Here is a 19,967-nt window from a genome sequence, read left to right as displayed (position 1 = left end):
CGTGGGGGGGGGGGGCGGGGGGGGGGGGGGGGGGGGGGGGGGGGGGGGGGGGGGGGGGCGGGGGTCCGCGGCGCCCCCCCCCCCGCCCCGTTCCGTCCCCCGCCCGTTCCGTTCTGTCCCCCCGATCGGGTTGGATGGTCGGATGAGCGAGGAGAAGAGCGCCGTACCGGCGTGGGAGCAGCGGTTCAGGGCAGCACGGGTGTCACTCCCCGACTGGGCCGAGGACGCCCCCGACCGGGCGCTGTACGTGTCCAACGCGACCGGCACCTACGAGGTCTACGCCTGGGACCGGGTCACCGGCACCCACCGGCAGGTCACCGACCGGCCGAACGGCACCACCGACGCCGAGCTGTCCCCCGACGGCGCCTGGGTGTGGTGGTTCGACGACCACGACGGGGACGAGTTCGGCGTCTGGCGCCGCCAGCCCTTCGCCGGCGGGCCCGCAGACCGCAGCGCCGGCACCCCCGACGAGGAGGCCGTGCCCGGCCTCGCCCCCTCCTACTCGGCCGGCCTGGCGCTCGGCCGCGACGGCACGGTGGTCGTCGGACGTTCCACCGACGAGGACGGCACCACCCTGCACCTGCGCCGCCCCGGAGCGGCCGAGGCCGTCGAGATCTACCGGCACGCGGAGTACGGCGGCGTCGGCGACCTCAGCTACGACGGCACGCTGCTCGCCATCGACCACACCGAGCACGGCGACGCGATGCACTCCGCGATCCGGATCGTCCGCCTCTCGGACGGCACGAGTGGCACGAGCGGCACGACGGGCGAGCCCGCCGAACCCGTCGAAACCGTCGAAACCGTCGCCGAACTCGACGAGGTGACCGGCCGGGACGAGCCGCGCGGCGTCGCCTGCCTCGGCTTCGCCCCGGTCGACGGCGACACCCGGCTGCTGGTGGCCCACCAGCGCACCGGCCGCTGGGAGCCGATGATCTGGGACGTCGCCACCGGCGCCGAGACCGCGCTGCCGCTGCGCGACGAGCAGGGGCGCGAGCTGCCCGGCGACGTCTCCGCGCAGTGGTGCCCCGGCGCCGAGGCGCTGCTCGTCGAGCACGAGTACGAGGCGCGCAGCGAACTGTTCTCGTACACGCTCGCCGACGGTCGGCTGACCCGGCTGGACACCCCGCGCGGCACCGTCGGCGGCGCCACCGCCCGCCCGGACGGCACCGTCGAGTACCTGTGGTCCTCCGCCGCCGAGCCCTCCGCCGTCCGCTCCACCGCCGGGACGGTCGTGCTGCGGGCGCCCGGCGCGGTGCCGCCCGGCTCCGTCCCGGTCGAGGACATCTGGGTGGACGGGCCCGGCGGGCGGGTGCACGCCCTGGTGCAGCGTCCGGCCGGGGCGGGCGAGGGGCCCTTCCCGACCGTGTTCGAGATCCACGGCGGCCCCACCCACCACGACAGCGACTCCTTCGCCGCCGGCCCGGCCGCCTGGCTGGACCACGGCTTCGCGGTGGTCCGGGTCAACTACCGCGGCTCCACCGGCTACGGCCAGGCCTGGACCGACGCCCTGCACGAGCGGGTCGGCCTGATCGAGCTGGAGGACATCGCGGCCGTCCGGGAGTGGGCGGTCGCCAGCGGCCTCGCCGACCCGCGCCGGCTGGTGCTCACCGGCGGCAGCTGGGGCGGCTACCTGACCCTGCTGGGCATCGGCGTCCAGCCGGACAGCTGGACGCTGGGCGTCGCCGCCGTGCCCGTCGCGGACTACCACGCCGCGTACGCCGACGAGATGGAAGCGCTCAAGTCGCTGGACCGCACCCTCTTCGGGGGCACCCCGGAGGAGGTCCCGGAGCGCTTCACCGCCTCCTCGCCGCTCAGCTACGTCGAGCAGGTGCGGGTGCCGGTCTACATCAGCGCCGGGGTCAACGACCCGCGCTGCCCGATCCGGCAGATCGAGAACTACGTCGGGCGGCTGGAGCAGCTGGGCAAGCCGCACGAGGTCTACCGGTACGACGCCGGGCACGGGTCGCTGGTGGTGGAGGAGCGGATCAAGCAACTGCGGCTGGAGATCGACTTCGTCCGGCGGCACCTCGCCGCGGCGTCGGAGGCCGAGGCCGTGGCCGGAACCGAGACCGGGACCGAGGCCGGGACCGAGGCCGGCGACGGGGAGACGGTGTGAGGCGTCTGCTGACGCTCGCGGGGGTGGCGGTGGCCGGGGCCCTGGTGCTCACCGGCTGCTCGGGCGGGCACGGCGCCGAGGCCGCCTGCCCGCCCCCGGCCGGCCCCACGCCGACCACGGCCGCGCCAACCGCACCGGCCGCACCGGCCGCACCGGCCGCCACCGCGACCCGCGCGAGCGCAGCGGGGCCGAACGCGCCGGGGCCGGGGCCCGCCGTCGCCCGGGCGGCGTACGCGCCTGCGGCGGGCGAGGACGCGGTCCAGCTCGCCAGGGGATCCAGCGGGTCGAAGGGCTCGTCCGGCTCGAAGGGCTCCGGGTCGAAGGGCTCCGGCTCCAAGGGGACGAAGACCGGGCGCACCGTGCACCACCACATCGACCGCTACGACTCGAACGACGACGTGAGCGGCGGCCACGGCCGGTGCCACGACGAGCCGGCGTTCACCGAGTCGCCGACGCCGGTGCCGTCCTCCCCGACGGCGCCCGGTAAGCCGACGACCGCACCGGTCGTCCCGGCCCTGCCGTCCGCTCCCTCCGTCCCCGGCAAGCCAACCCGCTGAGGCGGGCCGGCCGAGCAGGGGCTGGCCGAGCAGGGGCCAGCCGAGCGGGGGCGGGCCGGCCGAGCAGGGGCGCCGAACCGCGGAGGTCAGTCCAGGACCGGGTCCAGTCCGAGGGCCCGGTCCTGCTCCGCCTCCCCCTCGCGGCGCACCAGGCGGAACCACATGAAGATGACGAAGCCCCCGAAGACGAACCACTCCAGGGTGTAGCCGAGGTTCTGGAACGCCCGCAGGGTGAGCCCGTCGCCGCCCTGCGGCTGGACCGTCGGCACCGGGGTCAGCCCGGCCGGCACCGCGTCGGCGGCGACCCAGCCGTCGTACCAGCCGTCGTACGCGAGCGCGTTGAGCAGCGCCGCCCGGTTGACCGTGCCGAGCTGACCGGCCGGCAGACCGCCCGCCACGGCGCCGTTGCTGCCACTGGACTCACCGGCCTGCAACCGCCCGGTGACGGTCACCTGGCCGGGAGGCGGCGGCGCGGCCGCGGACGCGCCCTCGGCGGGCGCACCGGGCGCCCAGCCGCGGACCACGGCGGCGAACCGGCCGTCGGCGGTGCGCAGCGGGGTGAGCACGTAGTAGCCCTGCTTGCCGTCGACCATCCGGTTCGGGACGAGGAGCTGATGCTCCGCGTCGTAGCTGCCGGTCACGGTGACGGGCTTGCCGACGGTCTCGGTGGTCACCTGCGGGGTGGCCTGGTTGAGCAGGTCGTCGATCGGCCGCACATCACTCGAAGCGGTGACGGTCTGCTTGGTCTCCTGGTGCGACGAGAACCGGTCCTCGAACCGGCCGAGCTGCCAGGAGCCCAGCCAGACGCACACCGCCACGGCCGCGACGGCCAGCGCGGTGCCGCCGAGCCAGCGCGGAGTCAGGAGGAACCGGTACACACCCCCACGGTAACCACTCCTCACACCCGTCCCGGCCGCAGGGGTCCGCCATCGGCCGCTCCGGACCGGCTGGTCGCCCGTCCGACCCTGCCCGCCCGGCCCCGACCGCCTCCCCTGACCACCCCCTGACCGCCCGCCGCCGGACCGCCCCCTGACCGCCGCCGGACCGCGAAACCCGTCAGCCCGCCGGGGGCGTGTCCGACGGCTGCGACGCCGGTGCGCCCACCGCCTGGACGCCGCCGCGGTACAGGGTGCCGGCGCAGGCCACGGGGAAGGTGGCGGTGGCAACGGCAGGGCTGCCGGGGGCGGGGGTGTGGGCGATGGTGGCGGTGGCCGGCGCGGTGGTGGGGTTGCCGGTCGGGGTGGCGGTGGGGCTGGGGGCGTTGGTGGGCCCGGCGCTGGGGGACGAGCTGGCCTGGGGGTTGGTGCTGGGGACCGCCGAGGCGTCCGAGGCCGCCGGGGCGGCACCGGTGGCGGCGGCGGGTGCCTGGGAGGCCCCGGCGGCCTGGTTGGCGCCGCCCTGGCTGGTGGGGCCGGTGGTGGCGGTGCTGCCGCCGGAGGTGGGGCAGGTCCGGTCGGGGATCCAGTCGAACGACACCCGGTAGCCGGCCTGCGGGGCGAGGACGGGGGGCTCCGCGTCCATCGCGGGCAGGTCGCCGGCCGGGTCGCCGGCGGCGTGGTCGGCGGTGCGCACGCGGCTGCGGTCGGTCCCGCTCACCGCCGTGACGGCGACGGCGCCGGGGCCGCCGAGCCGGCAGCTGCGGCCGGAGACGTTGTACACGGTGAACGAGCCGTGGATCCGGCCGTCGGCGTCGGCCGGGCCGACCTGTGCGCCGCCCTGGCCGAGGTCGGCCCGGGTGCAGAGCGGGGTGATCGGGCTGTCGCCGGTACTGGCGGCGGGGGCGGCCGGGGCGGTGGTGCCATCGGCGCGGGTGGTGCTGGCGCCGGGGCTGGGTGAGGCGGTGGGGGTGCCGGAGGGTGACGCGGTGTCGCCGGTGCCGCTGGGGCCGGGCCGCGAGGGCGTGCCGGTGCCGGGGGCGCCGCCGGCCCTGGTGCCGGTCGGTGCGGCGGGGGCCGGGCTGCTGGCGTCGGCCGAGCCGGGGCCGCCGGACAGGCCCAGGTGCTCACCGTCGTGCAGGGCGGGCAGGGCGACGGCGACGGCGAGGGCGAGGGCGACGGCGCCGGTCCAGGCTCCGCGCCGGGCGGCCCGGCGGCGGGGTACGGCGTACCGGATCCGCGGCAGGCCGCCGGGTTCGGGCTGGATGCCGGCGACGGCGCCGCGCATCAGGTCGCGGACGCTTCGTTCCTCGGCGGAGAGCCCGTCGCCCTCACCGTCCGAGGGCCACCGCCCGGCGCCGTCAGCCATGCCCGGCCTCCATCTGGGTGCGCAGGGCGGCGAGTCCGCGCGAGCCGTAGGCCTTCACCGATCCGAGCGAGATGCCGAGGGTCTCGGCGACCTGCGCCTCCGTCATGTCCACGAAGTAACGCAGCACCAGAACCTCCCGCTGACGGCGTTGCAGACCACGCAGCGCGGCCTTCAACTGGTCGCGCTCCAGCGCATCGTAAGCGCCTTCTTCTGCACTGGCCATGTCAGGCATGGGCTTGGGCAGCAGGCGCAGGCCGAGGATCCGTCGGCGCAGGGTCGAGCGGGACAGGTTGACGACGGTCTGCCGCAGGTAGGCCAGGGTCTTCTCGGGCTCGCGGACCCGGCGCCGGGCGGCGTGCACCCGGATGAACGCCTCCTGGACGACGTCCTCGCAGGTCGAGAGGTCGTCCAGGAGCAGCGCGGCGAGCCGCAGCAGGGAGCCGTAGTGGGCCTGGTAGGTCTCGGTGAGCAGGTCCTCGCTGGTACCCGCGTCGGTACCGGCACCGGAGCCCGCCGCACCGGGTGCGACCGCGGTCATCTGGTCGTCTTCCGGCCTACTCGCCGGCCACGGGGCGCGCGAGGGGAAGGCCACCACGGCTCTCGCCGGGATGCCCGCCCCTGCTCCCACCATCACGTTCGCCACGCCCGTTGGACACTCGATCCCCTGTCATGGTTGCCCAGCCCGGGGGCCATTCTTCCGCATCGGCGGAAGAGGCCTCCAGGGGATTCCATCGGGATTCCGGACAGATTGTGTCGAGGAGCGGACACGTCCTCCCCGGATCGGGGGCCGCGCGGGCCCGGGAGCGGGCGGCTCCAGGCCTTCCCGGGCCATCTCCCAGGCCTCCTACCAGGCCTCTTCCTGCGCCTCTCGGGCCTCCTACCAGGCCTCTTCCCGCGTCTCTCCCGGGCTTCCTGCCAGGCCTCTTCCCGCGCCTTCTCCTACGCCGCTCCCGGCGCGCCTTCCTGCGTCACCGTCAGCTCACCCGCCACCAGCTCCGCGATCTGCAGCAGGTTGAGCGCCGCACCCTTGCGCAGGTTGTCGCCGCAGAGGAAGAGGTCGAGCGCGGCCGGCTCGTCGAGGGCCCGGCGCACCCGTCCGACCCAGACCGGGTCCGTCCCGACCACGTCGTTCGGCGTGGGGAACTCGCCGGCCGCCGGATCGTCGTACAGCACGACCCCGGGGGCGTCGCGGAGGATCTGCTGCGCGTGCTCCTGGGTGACCTCGCGTTCGAAGAGCGCGTGCACGGCCAGCGCGTGGGTGCGGACGACCGGGATGCGGACGCAGGTCGCGGAGACCTTGAGGGCGGGCAGGCCGAGGATCTTGCGGGCCTCGGCACGGATGCCGACCTCCTCGGAGGACCAGCCGCCGTCCACCAGGGAGCCGGTCCAGGGCACCGCGTTGAGCGCGAGCGGGGCGGCGAACGGCCCGTGGTCGGCGATCACCGCGCGCAGGTCGCCGGCCTGTCGGCCGACCTCGGTGCCGGCCACCAGGGCGGTCTGCTCGCGCAGCGCCGCCTCGCCGATCCGGCCTTCGCCGGAGGCGGCCTGGTAGGAGGCGACGACGAGTTGAGCGAGCCCGTACTCGGCGTGCAGGGCGCCGACGGCCGCGATCATCGCGAGGGTGGTGCTGGCGGGGCTGGCGACGATGCCGCGGGCGCGCAGCCGCAGCGCGGCCGCGTTGACCTCGGGGACGACCAGCGGCACGTCCTCGGCGGTGCGGAAGGCGGCGGAGTCGTCGACCACCACGACGCCCTTGGCGGCCGCGATCGGCGCCCACTGGGCGGAGACCTCGTCGGGGACGGCGAACACGGCGACGTCGATCCCCTCGAAGGCCTCCTCGGCCAGCGGGACGACCTCGACCGGCACCCCGCGCACGACCGGCTTGCGGCCGGCCGAACGCGGGGAGGCGACGAGTCGGATCTCGCCCCAGACGTCCTGGCGCAGGGAGAGCAGGCCGAGCAGCACCTCGCCGACCGCGCCGGTGGCGCCGACGACGGCGAGGTTCGGCCGCCGGGTCATCGCCCGGTGCCTCCGTAGACGACGGCCTCGTCCGTCTCGCTGTCCAGTCCGAAGGCGCTGTGCACGGCGCGGACGGCCTCCGGCACGTCCTCGGCGCGGGTGACGACCGAGATGCGGATCTCCGAGGTGGAGATCAGCTCGATGTTGACGCCCGCGGCGGACAGCGCCTCGAAGAAGGCCGCCGTGACACCCGGGTTGGAGCGCATGCCCGCGCCGACCAGGGAGATCTTGCCGATCGCGTCGTCGTAGCGCAGCGACTCGTAGCCGATGCCCTCCTTGACCCGGCCGAGCGCGTCGATGGCCTTCTGGCCCTCCGCCTTGGGCAGGGTGAAGGAGATGTCGGTCAGCCCGGTCGACGCGGCGGAGACGTTCTGCACCACCATGTCGATGTTGACCTCGGCGTCCGCGATGGCGCGGAAGATGCGGGCCGCCTCGCCCGGCTTGTCGGGCACGCCGACGACCGTGACCTTGGCCTCGGACGTGTCGTGGGCGACTCCGGAGATGATGGCCTGCTCCATCTCGCCCCCTTCGGGCTTGTGCGGGTTCTCGTTGCTGACGATCGTCCCGGGAAGACCCGAGAAGGACGAGCGTACGTGAATCGGGATGTTGTAGCGCCGGGCGTACTCCACGCAGCGGTCGAGCAGCACCTTGGAGCCGGACGACGCCAGCTCCAGCATGTCCTCGTACGCGATCCAGTCGATCTTGCGGGCCTTCGCCACCACGCGCGGGTCGGCGGTGAACACGCCGTCCACGTCGGTGTAGATCTCGCAGACCTCGGCCTTGAGCGCGGCGGCGAGGGCGACGGCGGTGGTGTCCGAGCCGCCGCGGCCCAGCGTGGTGATGTCCTTGCTGGTCTGCGACACGCCCTGGAAGCCGGCCACGATCGCGATGTTGCCCTCGTCCAGGGCGGTGCGGATGCGACCAGGCGTCACGTCGATGATGCGCGCCTTGTTGTGGACGGAGTCGGTGATGACGCCGGCCTGGCTGCCCGTGAAGGACTGCGCCTCGTGCCCCAGCGATTTGATCGCCATGGCCAGCAGCGCCATGGAGATGCGCTCTCCAGCGGTCAGCAGCATGTCGAACTCACGGCCGGCAGGAAGCGGTGACACCTGCTCCGCGAGTTCGATGAGCTCGTCCGTCGTGTCGCCCATTGCGGACACCACGACGACGACCTCATGGCCGGCCTTCTTGGCATCAACGATTCGGCGGGCAACGCGCTTGATGCCTTCGGCATCCGCAACGGATGAGCCGCCGTACTTCTGCACGACAAGGCCCACGTGCGCTCCTCGACTTGTGTCGTCTTCCGGGGGCACCAGGCCCCCGCACCCCCGGGGAAAAGGGGCTGTGCGGTCGGCGCCAGTCTACCGAGCAGGGGTGCCACAACCGGCGCTTTCCATATGATGAGACGCCCGTTTCAGCAGGTGGTCGGCGAAACGGGCGGCACCACCGGCAGGTCTGCGGGCAATTCGCCACCGCCCCGAAGAATCGGCGGATCAACGGACGGTGATCCGGCGGGATTTCTTTTCCGCGCGGAATGCTGAGGCATTCGTCACAATCAGCCGACGACCGGCCGATGCCCGGCAGATGCCGGGCCGACGACCGCCGGGGGGCGCACCGAAAACCGGCGCGCGCCGGGGGCGACGTTCGGGCGTGCCGGAATCGCGCGGACGTGCCGGAATGGCACGGGCAGCGGAGGGCGGCGCTACCGCCCGAGGCCCAGCTCCGCCGCCATCAGGTCGCCGGCCTGCTGCTCCAGCTGCTCGTCGGTGAGCCCGTCGTCGTCGGTGTCGGCTCCGTCCGGCACCGCGCCGATCGGACTGTCCAGCCGGACGTGCGCGATCAGCGACTGCAGCGCCCGCAGCACCGCCGTGCAGGTCGTGCCCCAGTTGGAGAGGTACGAGAACTGCCACCACCACAGCGCCTCGCTGACCCGGCCCTCGCGGTAGTGGGTCAGCCCGTGCTGCAGCTCGCCGACCACGCCGGCCAGGTCGTCCGAGATCCGGAAGGCGTTCGGCTTCTCCGGCGGGCCGTACGGGTCGAAGACCTCGTGGTAGACGTCGATCGGCGCGAGCAGCTCGGCCAGCCGCTCGCGCAGCTGCTCGCCGTCCGGCTCCGGCCCCGCGTCGGGCTCGAAGCGGTCCTCCGGGACGACGTCCTCGATGGCGCCCAGCCGGCCACCGGCCAGCAGCACCTGCGAGACCTCCAGGAGCAGCAGCGAGACCGCGCTGCCCGGCTCGTCGCCCTTGGCGACCTCGGTGACGGCGAGCACGAAGCTCTCCACCGAGTCGGCGATCTGCACGGCGAAGTCGTCCGGCTCCGAACCGTGCGCGTGGATGTGCGGGGTGTGGCTCTGCGGCTCCCCGTGCGGCTGTCCGGGGGCCGGCTGGTGGGCCTGCCCGTGGGACGGCTGGTGGGGCGTGTGGGGCTGCTGGTCGAGCGTCCGGTCAGACATCGAGAAGTCGTCTCCCTTCGAAGGCGCGACCGAGGGTGACCTCGTCCGCGTACTCCAGATCCCCGCCGACGGGCAGGCCGCTCGCCAGCCGGGTCACCTTCAGGCCCATCGGCTTGCAGAGCCGGGCCAGATAGGTGGCGGTCGCCTCCCCCTCCAGGTTGGGGTCGGTGGCCAGGATCAGCTCGGTGACCGTGCCGTCCGCGAGGCGCGCCAGCAGCTCGCGGATCCGCAGGTCGTCCGGGCCGACGCCCTCGATGGGGCTGATCGCGCCGCCCAGCACGTGGTAGCGGCCGCGGAACTCGCGGGTGCGCTCGATGGCGACGACGTCCTTGGACTCCTCGACCACGCAGATGACTCCGAGGTCGCGGCGCGGGTCCAGGCAGACCCGGCACCGTTCGGCCTCCGCGACGTTGCCGCAGACCGCGCAGAACCGGACCTTGTCCTTGACCTCCAGCAGCGCGTGCGCGAGGCGGCGCACGTCGGTCGGGTCGGACTGCAGGATGTGGAAGGCGATCCGCTGGGCGCTCTTGGGCCCGACGCCGGGCAACCTGCCCAGTTCGTCGATCAGGTCCTGAACCACGCCCTCGTACAACGTCGCGCCTTCCCTCGGATGGTCGGTGGTGCTCCGGTGCCATCATCCAACGAATCGGGCGCCGGACACACCGCCCGACGCCCGACTCCCACATAAATCACATGGGTCCGTTGTCTGAACTTCAGAACTTCAGGACCTCAGACCTGCCTGGTCGGAGCCCCCGTCCGGGAGCTCCCCCAGGTCAGAACGGCAGACCGGGGATGCCCCCGCCCAGGCCCTGGGTCAGCGGGCCCATGCGCTCGGCCTGCATGTTCTGCGCCGACTGGTTGGCGTCCCGCACGGCCGCCAGGACCAGGTCGGCCAGGGTCTCGGTGTCCTCCGGGTCGACGGCCGCCGGGGCGATGGTCAGCGCCACCAGCTCACCGGCACCGGTCACCGTGGCCTCGACCAGGCCACCGCCCGCCGAACCGCTCACCTTCGTCTCCGCCAGCTCCTGCTGCGCCTGCGCGAGATCCTGCTGCATCTTCTGCGCCTGCTTCAGCAGCTGCTGCATGTTGGGCTGGCCACCACCGGGGAACACGGCTCACTCCTCGCTTCGTGCTTGCTGTCCTGCGTCGCCGTCCTGCCTGCGGTCACGTCCGCTTGCAGTCCCGCTCGCGTCGTCACGGCCGAGCCTACGTGCTGCCGGGGCGGGCCGTCGCTCAGTTGCCGCGGTGGTGGATCTCCTCCAGAACCGTCGCGCCCAGCTCCCGGATGATCAGCTCCTGACCGGAGAACGCCTCCTCGTTGAGGTCCGGGTCGTCCTCCTCCGGGATGTCGTCCTCCGGCGCCACCGCGCGCACCGGACGGGCCGGCGGCGCAGCCACCGGCGGCGGGGCCTGGACCGGCGCGGGCGCCGGGGCGGCCTGCACCTGCGGGGACGGCTGCGACCGGACCGGCGCGGGCACCGGAGCCGGAGCCGGCACCGGCGGCGCGGCGGCCGCCGGACGGGCCGGGGCCCCCCAGCCGCCACCGCTCGGGGCGGCACCGCCCAGGCCACCGCCACCGATGGCCGTACCGCCACCGAGGGAACCGCCCCCGGACGGGTCGACGATGCACTCGATCCGCCAGTCCACACCCAGCGCGTCGGTCAGCGCCTGGCGCAGCACGTCGTCGCTGTTGCTGCCGACGAAGCTGTCCCGGGCGCCCGCGTTGATGAAGGACACCTGGAGCACGCTGCCGTCGAACCCGGCCACCTGGCCGTTCTGGCTGAGCAGGATCCAGGTGAAGCGGCGGCGGTTCTTCACCGCCTCCAGAATCTGCGGCCACAGCTGCCGGACCTGCGCCGCGCCCTGTTGCGCGGCGGCCGACGCCGGCTCGGCGGGCTGCCCGGCCGGGGCGGGCGCGGGCGCCGCGGGGGCGGGGGCGGACACCGGGGCCTCGACGGCCTCGGCGGCCTGGGCCGGCGGCTGCGGCGCGGGGGCCGCGGCCGGGGCCCCGCCCGCCGGCGGGAAGCTGCGCGGGATCGGCCAGGCACCCGGCGCGGGCCCGGCGGGCGCCGCGGGGGCTGCCGGTACTGCCGGTGCGACTGGCGCAATCGGTACAGGAGCCGCCGCAGGGGCCGTCGCGACCGGCGCGGCCTGCACCGGGGCGGCCTCCGCCACCGGCGGAGGCGCCGGAACGGGCACGGCCATGGGCGCGGCCACCGGCACCCCCACCGCCATCGGCGCGGCGAACCCGCCGGCCGCCGCCCGGCGCTCCAGCTTGTCCAGCCGCGCCTGCAACGACAGCTCGTCGCTGTACGCGCCCGGCAGCATCACCCGGGCGCAGATCAGCTCCAGCTGCAACCTCGGCGCCGCGTTGCCGCGCATCTCGGTCAACCCGGTGTTGACGATGTCCGCCGCCCGGCTCAGCTCCGCCGAGCCGAACGCGTCCGCCTGCGCCTGCATGATCGCGACCCGGTCCGCCGGGGCGTCGATCAGCCCCTTCTCCCCCGCCTCCGGCACGGTGGCCAGGATCACCAGGTCGCGCAGCCGCTCCAGCAGGTCGGCGACGAAGCGACGCGGGTCGTGCCCGCCCTCGACCACCCGGTCGATCACCTGGAACACCGTCGCCCCGTCGTGCGCGGCGAAGGCGTCCACCACCTCGTCCAGCAGCGCCGAGTCGGTGTACCCGAGCAGCGAGGTCGCCATCTGGTACGTCACGCCGCCCTCGGCGGCGCCGGCCAGCAGCTGGTCCATGACCGACATCGAGTCACGCACCGACCCGGCCCCGGCCCGGACCACCAGCGGGAACACCGAGTCCTCGACCTGGATGCCCTCCCGGCCGCAGACCTCCGCCAGGTAGTCGCGCAGCGTGCCCGGCGGGACCAGCCGGAACGGGTAGTGGTGCGTCCGGGACCGGATCGTCCCGATCACCTTCTCCGGCTCCGTGGTCGCGAAGATGAACTTGAGGTGCTCCGGAGGCTCCTCGACCACCTTGAGCAGCGCGTTGAACCCGGCCGAGGTCACCATGTGCGCCTCGTCCAGGATGAAGATCTTGTAGCGGCTGTGGACCGGCGCGAAGAACGCCCGTTCCCGCAGCTCGCGCGCGTCGTCCACACCACCGTGCGAGGCCGCGTCGATCTCGATCACGTCGATCGAGCCGGGCCCGCCGGTCGCGAGGTCGCGACAGGACTGGCACTCCCCGCAGGGCGTCGGCGTCGGCCCCTGTTCACAGTTCAGACAGCGGGCCAGGATGCGCGCACTCGTCGTCTTCCCGCAGCCGCGCGGCCCGCTGAACAGGTACGCGTGGTTGACCCTGTTGTTACGCAGGGCCTGCTGGAGCGGAGCGGTCACGTGCTCCTGCCCGATGACCTCCGCGAAGGTCTCGGGGCGGTAGCGGCGGTACAGGGCTAGGGACACACCCCCGACGATATCGGGACGCGCCGACAAACGCGTCGCCCCTCGCCTCACCGCCGTCCCCCACCGCCCCCCGGCGACCGCCCGGGAACGCAAAGACCCCCCGTGCACCCGCCAGAGCCCTCTTACCCTTGCTGCCTTCCGGCCCTGGGGGGGTTCAGAGAGATAACGCCACACGAGGGGCTGACCCCCACACTACCGGATCCGAGCCCCGACGATCCACAGGCAACCCCACCCTCACGCCTACGGGATCGCTGGTCGCGACCACCCCCGAACATGTACTAAGCTCTCCCACGGAGGATTCGCCTAGAGGCCTAGGGCGCACGCTTGGAAAGCGTGTTGGGGGCAACCCCTCACGAGTTCGAATCTCGTATCCTCCGCCTTCGCCCACCTGGGCAAACGATGGCCCCGACCGTTCAACGGTCGGGGCCATCGTCGTGTCGTGGTCTCAGTTCGGCAGACGACCAACTCGTAGCTCGCGCGCCTACAATCATCGGTGGGGAGGGCGCGGTGAGTGAAGTCGCTACCGGAAGTGAGTGGCCCGAAGAGATCCTCGGGCCGGATCAACGGAAGGTACACGCCCCTTCTCGGCCCAGCGCCTGGTCGTGATCACGACTGCGGACGCCTCGGACGTGAAGATCGTCGAGGCATTGGCTGAACTTCGCAAAGCCCACCGCAACCTGGAGATCGAGCTGTGGGACCAGGGGCAACTGTCGGACATCCTGCGGGGGTTTCCTGACCTGGTGGTCCGTTTCTTCGGGAGAGCCACTGCGGAGGTCTTCTGCAGGCACGAGACCGGCCGCACTCCGAACCGTCCCGGCACGCATGTTCACCGATCCGTACGCGCTCGATGCCCACCAGGTCATCCAGACCGAAGGCGCGGCCAGCGACGGCCGTCCGACAGTGCTTCCCGTCTACGTCGGACGCAGCCATGACCGTCAACTGGCGAAGGTCGTGAGCAGCGCCGTCAGCGGCAGCAGCGAGCTCGTCGTGCTCGTCGGTGAATCGTCGGCGGGGAAGACCCGTGCCTGCTGGGAGGCAGTGCAGTCCCTGCCCGCGGACTGGCGGCTCTGGCAGCCGATCTCCCCCGGCCCGGGCGAAGCCCTTCTCAGAGGCATGGCTTCCGTGGGTCCGCGGACGGTGCTCTGGCTCGACGATCTCGCGGCTTTCCTGTCAGCCCCGGGCAGCGAACAGGGGGCCATGGTGGCCGCCGGGTTGCGGGACCTGCTGAACGATCCGGCCCGCCGGCCCATCCTAGCCCTGGGCACGCTGTGGCCCACGGAGTGGGAGAAATTCGCCACCCGGCCCGAACCGGGGGACCCCGACCGGCACCGGGAAGCCAGGGTCCTCCTCACCGGCTGCGGCATTCCCGTCCCCACGGAGTTCGACGCGTCGGCGCTGGGCGTCGCGCGGGAGCACGCACGTACCGACACGAGGTTCGCCGAGGCGGTCGAACGCGCCCGTGACGGGCGCATCACGCAGTATCTCTCCGCCGCCTTCGCCTTGATGGAACGCTATTCCACCGCTCCGGCGGCAGCCAGAGCGGTCCTGCACGCCGCGATGGACGTCCGTCGACTCGGGTGCCGGAAGGAACTCCCGCCCGCGCTGCTGGAGAGGGCCGCCGCCGACTACATGGCCGACGACGAATGGGACGACCTGCGGGACGGGTGGTTCGATGACACGCTGTCGTTCCTCGGTAGGCGGTGCCGGGGTGCCACCAGCCCACTCGTGAAGATCCGCCCGCGCCCCGGCACCCCGGCCGAGGGGGAACCGCGCTATCGGCTGGCGGATTTCCTGGACCAGTTCGGGCGGGTCAGCAGATCGATCATCGCTGCCCCGAACTCGCTGTGGGACGCGGTCGCCGAATTCTCGGACCCTGGTGATTCCAGTGGCCTCGCCTGGGAAGCCCGAAACCGAGGTCTTTTCCGGCACTCCTTCCGGCTCCACCTCCGCGCGTGGAAGGGCGGGAGCGGGGAGACCCTGGGGTTGGCTGGCGAGCTGATGGAGAGGGCTGGCCGGCACGATCAGGCGCTGCACTGGTACCGCTGCGCGATCGAAGCAGGTGATCACTGGACGCACGCCTCCCTGGTCTCACTCTCCGGCACACTCGGCAGAGAGCGCGAGGTCATGGACTGGCTGAGAGCCCGCGCCGAGGGGGGCGACGACATGGCCTTGGGGTTCGCCGCCGAAGACGTTCTCGCGAACCGCGGCCAGGGCCAGGGCCAGGCTATGGGCTGGCTCCAGCAGTTCATCGATCAGGGGAACGCCACCGCGCTTTTTTCGGTCGCGCAGAATGCCGAAGATAACGGCTGTCAGAGCGAGGCGATCGACTGGTATCGGCGGGCAGCGGAGGCGGGCGACGCGGTCTCGGTGCTTCGATACGCCCGCCTCATGTCGGCGGAAAGCGGTGCGGAGGAAGCCCTCGACTGGCTTGAGGAGTTGGAACGGCGGGGCGTCAGGAGGTGGCGTGCGAAGGCCGAGGCCCTGATCGAAACGGACCGGCCGGTCGAAGCGCTCGCCTGCTACCGGGAGGTCGTAGCTGAAGGCAACCACATGGTTCTCGACGCCGCGGCCGACCTGGCGGTCGAATGCGAGGGCGTGGAAAGGACGGTCGAGTGGCTGGAGGCTCTCGTGGCCGCCGGATCGGTCATGGCGTCGGCTTCCTTGGTACGGATCCTGCTGAACGGCGAACGGATCGAAGAAGCGCTGCACTGGTGCCGGGGAAACGTTCCGCGGCTCAACGTGCCGGCGTTCCTCCTGGCGTGCGACCTCTCAGTCGCCGTGGACGGGTACGAGGCAACGATCGACTGGCTGGCCGAACTCGCCGCAGCTGGGAGCAGCGGCGCCCTGTGGCGATCGGCCTTCATCCGAACGGAGAACGGTCTCCTCGAAGAGGCGCTGGAAAGTGCCAGGGAAGCGGCGAGCCGAGGGGTGCCGACCGCCCACCAACTCGCGGGTTTCCTCGCCACCCAGGCGGGCCGGGCGGAGGAGGCCGCCGACTGGTACCGGCGTGGAGCGCTGGCGGGCGAATCCTTCTGCATCGCCGATTTGGTGGGTGTCCTGGAAGGGTTGGGCAAGGAGGACGAAGCGGATCGCGTCCGCCGCTTCGGGCTCGAACCGAGCGGCCGGACGGCATCCGATTGGAAGCACTCCTAAGGTCCGCCTTCAAAGATGATCAAGTATTGGGCTTACGGCGGCACCCAACTCTCTCATCACAAGCACACGTTGCCCTGGCCTTGCAAGGTGGAGGTGACACTGCAGGCCACGGTGGGGCACTTCTCGGACCTCCGAGGAGTGCCCCACTGTGGACGCGAAGCATCAGCTTTCAGCGGCGTACAAGCTGCCCGCACCCCAGAGCAGGCCGCCGATCTTTTGGCCGACATCGTGAAGCATCGGGTCGGTGACGTGCTGATAACGCTTGGCCATCGAGGCCGAGGACCAGCCCATGATCGCCATGACGATCCGCTCCGGCACCCCGAGCAGGAGGAGGACGGTCAAGGCGGTGTGGCGAGCGTCGTGGAGGCGGCCGTCACGGATGCCGGCCTCGCGTAGAAGCCGCTTCCAGTGGTGTTAGTCGGTGCTGGGGTTGAGCGGCTCGCCGGTCTCCGAGGTGAAGACGTAGCCCTTGTCCACCCAGAGGTCCCGGGCGAGGGCCCGTTCGCGGTCCTGCTCCTCCTTGTGCTGCCGGAGGATCACGACGAGCTGCTCGGGCAGCGGCACCGCACGTCGCCCGGCCCGGGACTTGGTGCCCTTGGTCTCGCGGCGGATCGGCTCCTTCTGCGGGCAGAAGCCGGACTTGCGCCCGCAGCGGTCGCCGCAGCCGTGCTGGTACTTGGGCCGCGTGCCCGCCCCGCCCACCACCTACCCGGCTGCCCGACCCTCGGCGCTATACGCACCGTCCCGACCCCGCACACCGCCGCGTCCACGGCACCACCCGGGCAGCCGAACCCGCCCCAGCCCAGAGCCCGTCCCACAGCCCCAAGACGGCAAAGACGGCAATCCCACAAACAACCACCTGACCTGCGAGGACCACCTTCCGCATGACCGCCACCACCCCACCGCCGCGTCTACCCCGCCCGGACGCCGTCCTCGTACAAGCCGCCATCGCGGGCGCCCTGTCCTTCGCCCACCTCCACGACATCGCCGAAGCCTACGGACAACACGGCTGGAAAGCCTGGCCTACCCCGTCTCGGTCGACCTGCTGCTCGTCGCCGCCTGGCACCGCATGCGGACCCTGCGCACCACCGGACGTCCCGCCGGCACCGCCTGGACCTGGTTCACCATCGCCCTGACCGCCTCCCTCGGCGCCAACGTCGCCACCGCCGGACTCCTCGACCTCGCCCACGTCCCCGCCTGGCTGCGGATCATGGTCGCCAGATGGCCCGCCCTCGCCTTCTTCGGCGGCACCCTCCTCGCCCACAACACCACCCCGGCCAAGGTCACCGCCGGGCCGAAGCCCGCCGAGAGCGAACTCCCGTTCCGCGAAAACGCCGAGCCTGCACCGGCGACCGAGCCCGCACCGGTGACGGACGCGGAGCAGGATGACCTGCCCGCCGACGAACCGGTGCCCGAGCCCGACGACGACGTCCGGCCCGACAGCCGGGAACGGGTCTGTAAAAAGAACGCCAGCTGTGCGGGGGTGGGTGGTGCCGTAAATGCGTTGAGGGTCTCAGGTGGTTCGTGAATGATCCGCTGCGTGACCACCTATCTGGAGACCGAGCGCCTGACGCTGCGCCGATTCACTGCTGACGACGCGGACCTGTTGATTGAGTTGGACAGCGATCCGGCGGTGATGCGCTTCCTGTCCGGCGGGGAGGGGACGCCTGCGGAGGTCGTCCGCGAGAGCCATCTGCCGAACATCATCGCCGGCTACGAGAGGTGGGGCGGCGAGCTCGGGTTGTTCGCCGCGTTCGAGAAGGACGGCGGGGCGTTCATCGGCTGGTTCTGCCTGCGACCCGAGAAGGACGGTCCGAAGGACGAGGCCGAGCTCGGGTACCGGCTGCGGCAGGCGGCCTGGGGCAAGGGCTACGCCACCGAGGCCTCGCTGGCCCTGCTGCGCAAGGGATTCGGCGAGCTCGACCTGCGCATGGTCTGGGCCGCGACGATGGTGCTGAACCGCAGTTCGCGCAACGTCATGGAGAAGGTGGGCATGACGTTCTCCCATCCCCTCCCCACCCCGGACGGCATGCTGATGGTCGAGGGCGCCGACCTCGGCGGCGTGCAGTACGAGATCACGAAGGAGCAGTGGGAGCAGCGCTGACCTCCCGCCCTGTCCGGCTATGAGGCGCGGAGGTGGGTGAGGACGGCCAGGACGCGGCGGTTGCCTTCGGTGGGGTCGAGGTCGAGTTTGGTGAAGATGTTGCCGCAGTGCTTCACCACGGAGGCTTCGGTGATGGACAGCCGCGCCGCGCTGGCCTGGTTGTTGAGGCCCTCGGCCATGTGGGAGAGGACTTCGCGCTCGCCGGGGGGGTGAGGCGGGTGAGGGGGTGGGCGGTGGTCTGGGTGCGGAGGAGGATGCGCACGACGTCGGGGTCGATGACGGTGTCGCCGGACGCCACGCGGCGCAGGGCGTCGAGGAAGTCGGCGACGTCGCCGACGCGGTCCTTCAGGAGGTAGCCGAGGCCCGCGGGTTGGGCGCCGGCGGCGGAGAGGAGGCGGGTGGCGTAGGGGGTGGCCACGTACTGGGACAGGACCCGGCCACCCGCTGGATGGCCGCCCGCAGAGCTTCGGTCAAGCAGAGGTCCCGGTAGCGGCAGCCACCCTTGCGCCTGGCCCGCCTATCACGCCGTGGTGGCCGACCAGCCGTAGCGGGAGACGGAGGGACTTCCGTCCCGGTACGCGACCAGCGCCTGCATAGCTGTCGGGAACGCGGGCTCAGGAAGGCGGTCCCCAGAGACCCACTGGGCAGCCAGGTGTTTGTCCGGCTCGGTATTGGTCAGTTCGCCGGTCCACGTGTCGGTGGCGAAGACGAAGAGGACGAACTGCCCTGCCTGGTCAAAGCCCTGTTCGACGTGGATGACGTGGACGAGTACGAGATCGGCCGGGCGGACGAGGAGGCCGGTCTCCTCCTCGAGCCGAGAGCCATCCGCTGGGTTGTCACCGGCGACGGGTTCCAGACCGGACCGTCTTCGAGTACATCGTGCTCGCGCTGGTCCACGGCTCCGGCTACGAACGGATCGCTGGCGCCGGATGCTCCGACCGGACCATCCGGCGCCGCGTCAAGCAGTGGGCTGAACTGGGGATATCCGAGAAGGTCCATGCCCTTGCACTCGAGGCCTACGACCGCATGATCGGCCTCGGGCTGAGCGAGATCTCGATGGACGGCTGCATCACCAAGGCCCCGTCCGGTGGGGACAAAGCCGGGCGCTCCCCGGTGGACCGGGGCAAGCAGGGGCTGAAACGCTCCGTCGCGTCCGATGCCTGTGGTGTCCCGCTCGGGATCGTCTCCGACGGGGCCGACCGGCACGATTCACCCCTGCTCGGCCCCACTCTGGACGCGGCACAGGCACAGGTCGGCGCGATGCCGGAGACCGTCAACGTCAACCTCGACCGCGGCTACGACAGCGCCAAGTCCCGTCTGCTGATAGCCGGGTTGGGCTTCACTGCCGAGATCGCACGCAAGGGCGTGCCCGCCCCGATCCAAGCCGGAAAACGCTGGCTGGTAGAACGCACCCACTCGTGGATGAACGGCTACGGAAAGCTCCGTCGTTGTACCGAGAGGAGCGGCGAGGTCGTGGACTTCTACGTCTACCTCGCCGCCACTCTCGTCACGCTCCGCATGCTCATCCGACGCTCGACGAGCCGCTACCGCTGGGACGGCCGCCCCAGCACCCAACGCCTCAAGTGATCCATTTGCCGGTCGGTCCTAGCCCCAATGCCGGTGACTTATGACTTAGGCCGTGCCCGGTCCGGCGATCGTGACGATTGTCGGAGCGGGTTGCGGCCAGTTGCGGTGTTGGGAGCGTTTGAGGGGCCAGTTGGACATCTTGCGTTTGATGACGCGGGGGCAGGTCCGCCGGCGCCGTGGCGGCAGGAGCCGTTCGGTGATCTCAGCCAGGGTGCGGGTCAGCGCGCTGGCGAGTGTGCCGGGGGGAAAGCGCCGCCTGGGCGGGGACCTGGCGGCGTACGACCCGCAGGCTGCGGGTGAAGGACAGGCGGTCGGGGTCCA

The 19,967-nt window shown here is 72.3% G+C and carries 14 protein-coding genes, 1 tRNA gene, 1 other RNA gene and 4 pseudogenes; 7 read left to right on the top strand and 13 right to left on the bottom strand.

Annotated elements, in window-relative coordinates:
* Window positions 1–142: 142 nt before the first annotated feature.
* Both ACIOGZ_RS15415 and ACIOGZ_RS15410 read left to right on the top strand, forming a co-directional pair.
* The gene (locus ACIOGZ_RS15415) at window positions 143–2,116 is read left to right on the top strand and encodes a S9 family peptidase (RefSeq protein ID WP_400986153.1); all 1,974 of its coding nucleotides are present in this window, start codon (window positions 143–145) and stop codon (window positions 2,114–2,116) included.
* Window positions 2,113–2,673, top strand: coding sequence for a hypothetical protein (locus ACIOGZ_RS15410; protein WP_400986151.1), 561 nt, complete (start codon window positions 2,113–2,115; stop codon window positions 2,671–2,673). Before ACIOGZ_RS15415 ends, ACIOGZ_RS15410 begins: the two co-directional genes overlap by 4 nt.
* An 86-nt stretch (window positions 2,674–2,759) precedes the next feature.
* On the opposite strand, the gene ACIOGZ_RS15405 is transcribed toward ACIOGZ_RS15410, so the two are convergent.
* The 10 genes from ACIOGZ_RS15405 to ffs all read right to left on the bottom strand — a co-directional run bounded on the left by ACIOGZ_RS15405 (window position 2,760) and on the right by ffs (window position 12,984).
* Window positions 2,760–3,551, bottom strand: coding sequence for an SURF1 family protein (locus ACIOGZ_RS15405; RefSeq protein WP_363579720.1), 792 nt, complete (start codon window positions 3,549–3,551; stop codon window positions 2,760–2,762).
* Between the two features lie 178 nt (window positions 3,552–3,729).
* Window positions 3,730–4,917, bottom strand: coding sequence for a hypothetical protein (locus tag ACIOGZ_RS15400; RefSeq protein ID WP_400804019.1), 1,188 nt, complete (start codon window positions 4,915–4,917; stop codon window positions 3,730–3,732).
* Window positions 4,910–5,455: a SigE family RNA polymerase sigma factor gene (locus ACIOGZ_RS15395; protein WP_063348653.1), complete on the bottom strand. Its 546-nt coding sequence runs from the start codon at window positions 5,453–5,455 to the stop codon at window positions 4,910–4,912. The genes ACIOGZ_RS15400 and ACIOGZ_RS15395 overlap by 8 nt, the downstream gene beginning before the upstream one ends.
* 401 nt (window positions 5,456–5,856) lie before the next feature.
* Window positions 5,857–6,936, bottom strand: a complete 1,080-nt coding sequence (locus ACIOGZ_RS15390) for an aspartate-semialdehyde dehydrogenase (RefSeq protein ID WP_400986149.1) — start codon at window positions 6,934–6,936, stop codon at window positions 5,857–5,859.
* The gene (locus ACIOGZ_RS15385; protein ID WP_063348651.1) at window positions 6,933–8,213 is read right to left on the bottom strand and encodes an aspartate kinase; all 1,281 of its coding nucleotides are present in this window, start codon (window positions 8,211–8,213) and stop codon (window positions 6,933–6,935) included. Before ACIOGZ_RS15385 ends, ACIOGZ_RS15390 begins: the two co-directional genes overlap by 4 nt.
* Before the next feature lie 425 nt (window positions 8,214–8,638).
* Window positions 8,639–9,388, bottom strand: a complete 750-nt coding sequence (locus ACIOGZ_RS15380) for a DUF5063 domain-containing protein (protein WP_363579724.1) — start codon at window positions 9,386–9,388, stop codon at window positions 8,639–8,641.
* On the bottom strand, window positions 9,381–9,980 hold the full coding sequence (recR, locus tag ACIOGZ_RS15375; protein WP_363579725.1) for a recombination mediator RecR: 600 nt from the start codon (window positions 9,978–9,980) through the stop codon (window positions 9,381–9,383). The genes ACIOGZ_RS15380 and recR overlap by 8 nt, the downstream gene beginning before the upstream one ends.
* A 181-nt stretch (window positions 9,981–10,161) precedes the next feature.
* Window positions 10,162–10,500 (bottom strand): YbaB/EbfC family nucleoid-associated protein, encoded by a 339-nt coding sequence (locus ACIOGZ_RS15370; RefSeq protein ID WP_400986148.1) that lies wholly within the window; start codon window positions 10,498–10,500, stop codon window positions 10,162–10,164.
* A 121-nt stretch (window positions 10,501–10,621) separates the two neighbouring features.
* Window positions 10,622–12,802, bottom strand: coding sequence for a DNA polymerase III subunit gamma and tau (locus tag ACIOGZ_RS15365; RefSeq protein ID WP_400986146.1), 2,181 nt, complete (start codon window positions 12,800–12,802; stop codon window positions 10,622–10,624).
* 91 nt (window positions 12,803–12,893) lie between these two features.
* Window positions 12,894–12,984, bottom strand: an RNA gene (gene ffs, locus ACIOGZ_RS15360) — signal recognition particle sRNA small type.
* 110 nt (window positions 12,985–13,094) lie between these two features.
* Here ffs and ACIOGZ_RS15355 point away from each other — a divergent pair.
* Window positions 13,095–13,179: transfer RNA gene (locus tag ACIOGZ_RS15355), tRNA-Ser, on the top strand.
* A 445-nt stretch (window positions 13,180–13,624) separates the two neighbouring features.
* Window positions 13,625–15,955, top strand: a complete 2,331-nt coding sequence (locus ACIOGZ_RS15350; protein WP_400986144.1) for a hypothetical protein — start codon at window positions 13,625–13,627, stop codon at window positions 15,953–15,955.
* A 162-nt stretch (window positions 15,956–16,117) separates the two neighbouring features.
* Here ACIOGZ_RS15350 and ACIOGZ_RS15345 read toward each other — a convergent pair.
* Window positions 16,118–16,639, bottom strand: a pseudogene (locus ACIOGZ_RS15345) (tyrosine-type recombinase/integrase); the annotation flags it as partial.
* Between the two features lie 200 nt (window positions 16,640–16,839).
* On the opposite strand from ACIOGZ_RS15345, the pseudogene ACIOGZ_RS15340 reads away from it, so the two are divergent.
* Both ACIOGZ_RS15340 and ACIOGZ_RS15335 read left to right on the top strand, forming a co-directional pair.
* Window positions 16,840–17,483, top strand: a pseudogene (locus tag ACIOGZ_RS15340) (DUF2637 domain-containing protein).
* Between the two features lie 12 nt (window positions 17,484–17,495).
* Window positions 17,496–18,059 carry a GNAT family N-acetyltransferase gene (locus ACIOGZ_RS15335; RefSeq protein WP_400986142.1) on the top strand — a complete coding sequence of 188 codons (564 nt, stop codon included), beginning with the start codon at window positions 17,496–17,498 and terminating at the stop codon, window positions 18,057–18,059.
* Between the two features lie 17 nt (window positions 18,060–18,076).
* Here the strand turns inward: ACIOGZ_RS15335 and ACIOGZ_RS15330 are convergent.
* Window positions 18,077–18,492, bottom strand: a pseudogene (locus ACIOGZ_RS15330) (LuxR C-terminal-related transcriptional regulator); the annotation flags it as partial.
* A gap of 87 nt (window positions 18,493–18,579) precedes the next feature.
* Window positions 18,580–18,816, bottom strand: coding sequence for a hypothetical protein (locus tag ACIOGZ_RS15325; protein WP_400986283.1), 237 nt, complete (start codon window positions 18,814–18,816; stop codon window positions 18,580–18,582).
* Window positions 18,817–18,863: 47 nt separating this feature from the next.
* Here ACIOGZ_RS15325 and ACIOGZ_RS15320 point away from each other — a divergent pair.
* Window positions 18,864–19,646: pseudogene (locus ACIOGZ_RS15320) on the top strand (IS5 family transposase); the annotation flags it as partial.
* Window positions 19,647–19,967: the final 321 nt, after the last annotated feature.

The organism is Kitasatospora sp. NPDC088160 (genome assembly GCF_044741445.1).
Lineage (GTDB): Bacteria > Actinomycetota > Actinomycetes > Streptomycetales > Streptomycetaceae > Kitasatospora.
Note: the sequence above shows the minus strand (reverse complement) of the source record. Positions and strands in the feature narration are given on the sequence as shown.

Coding starts and splice junctions, on each gene's coding strand:
- ACIOGZ_RS15395 (WP_063348653.1), bottom strand. CDS start 5,455: ATGACCGCGGTCGCACCCGGTGCGGCGGGCTCCGGTGCCGGTACCGAC.
- ACIOGZ_RS15400 (WP_400804019.1), bottom strand. CDS start 4,917: ATGGCTGACGGCGCCGGGCGGTGGCCCTCGGACGGTGAGGGCGACGGG.
- ACIOGZ_RS15390 (WP_400986149.1), bottom strand. CDS start 6,936: ATGACCCGGCGGCCGAACCTCGCCGTCGTCGGCGCCACCGGCGCGGTC.
- ACIOGZ_RS15350 (WP_400986144.1), top strand. CDS start 13,625: ATGTTCACCGATCCGTACGCGCTCGATGCCCACCAGGTCATCCAGACC.
- ACIOGZ_RS15415 (WP_400986153.1), top strand. CDS start 143: ATGAGCGAGGAGAAGAGCGCCGTACCGGCGTGGGAGCAGCGGTTCAGG.
- ACIOGZ_RS15380 (WP_363579724.1), bottom strand. CDS start 9,388: ATGTCTGACCGGACGCTCGACCAGCAGCCCCACACGCCCCACCAGCCG.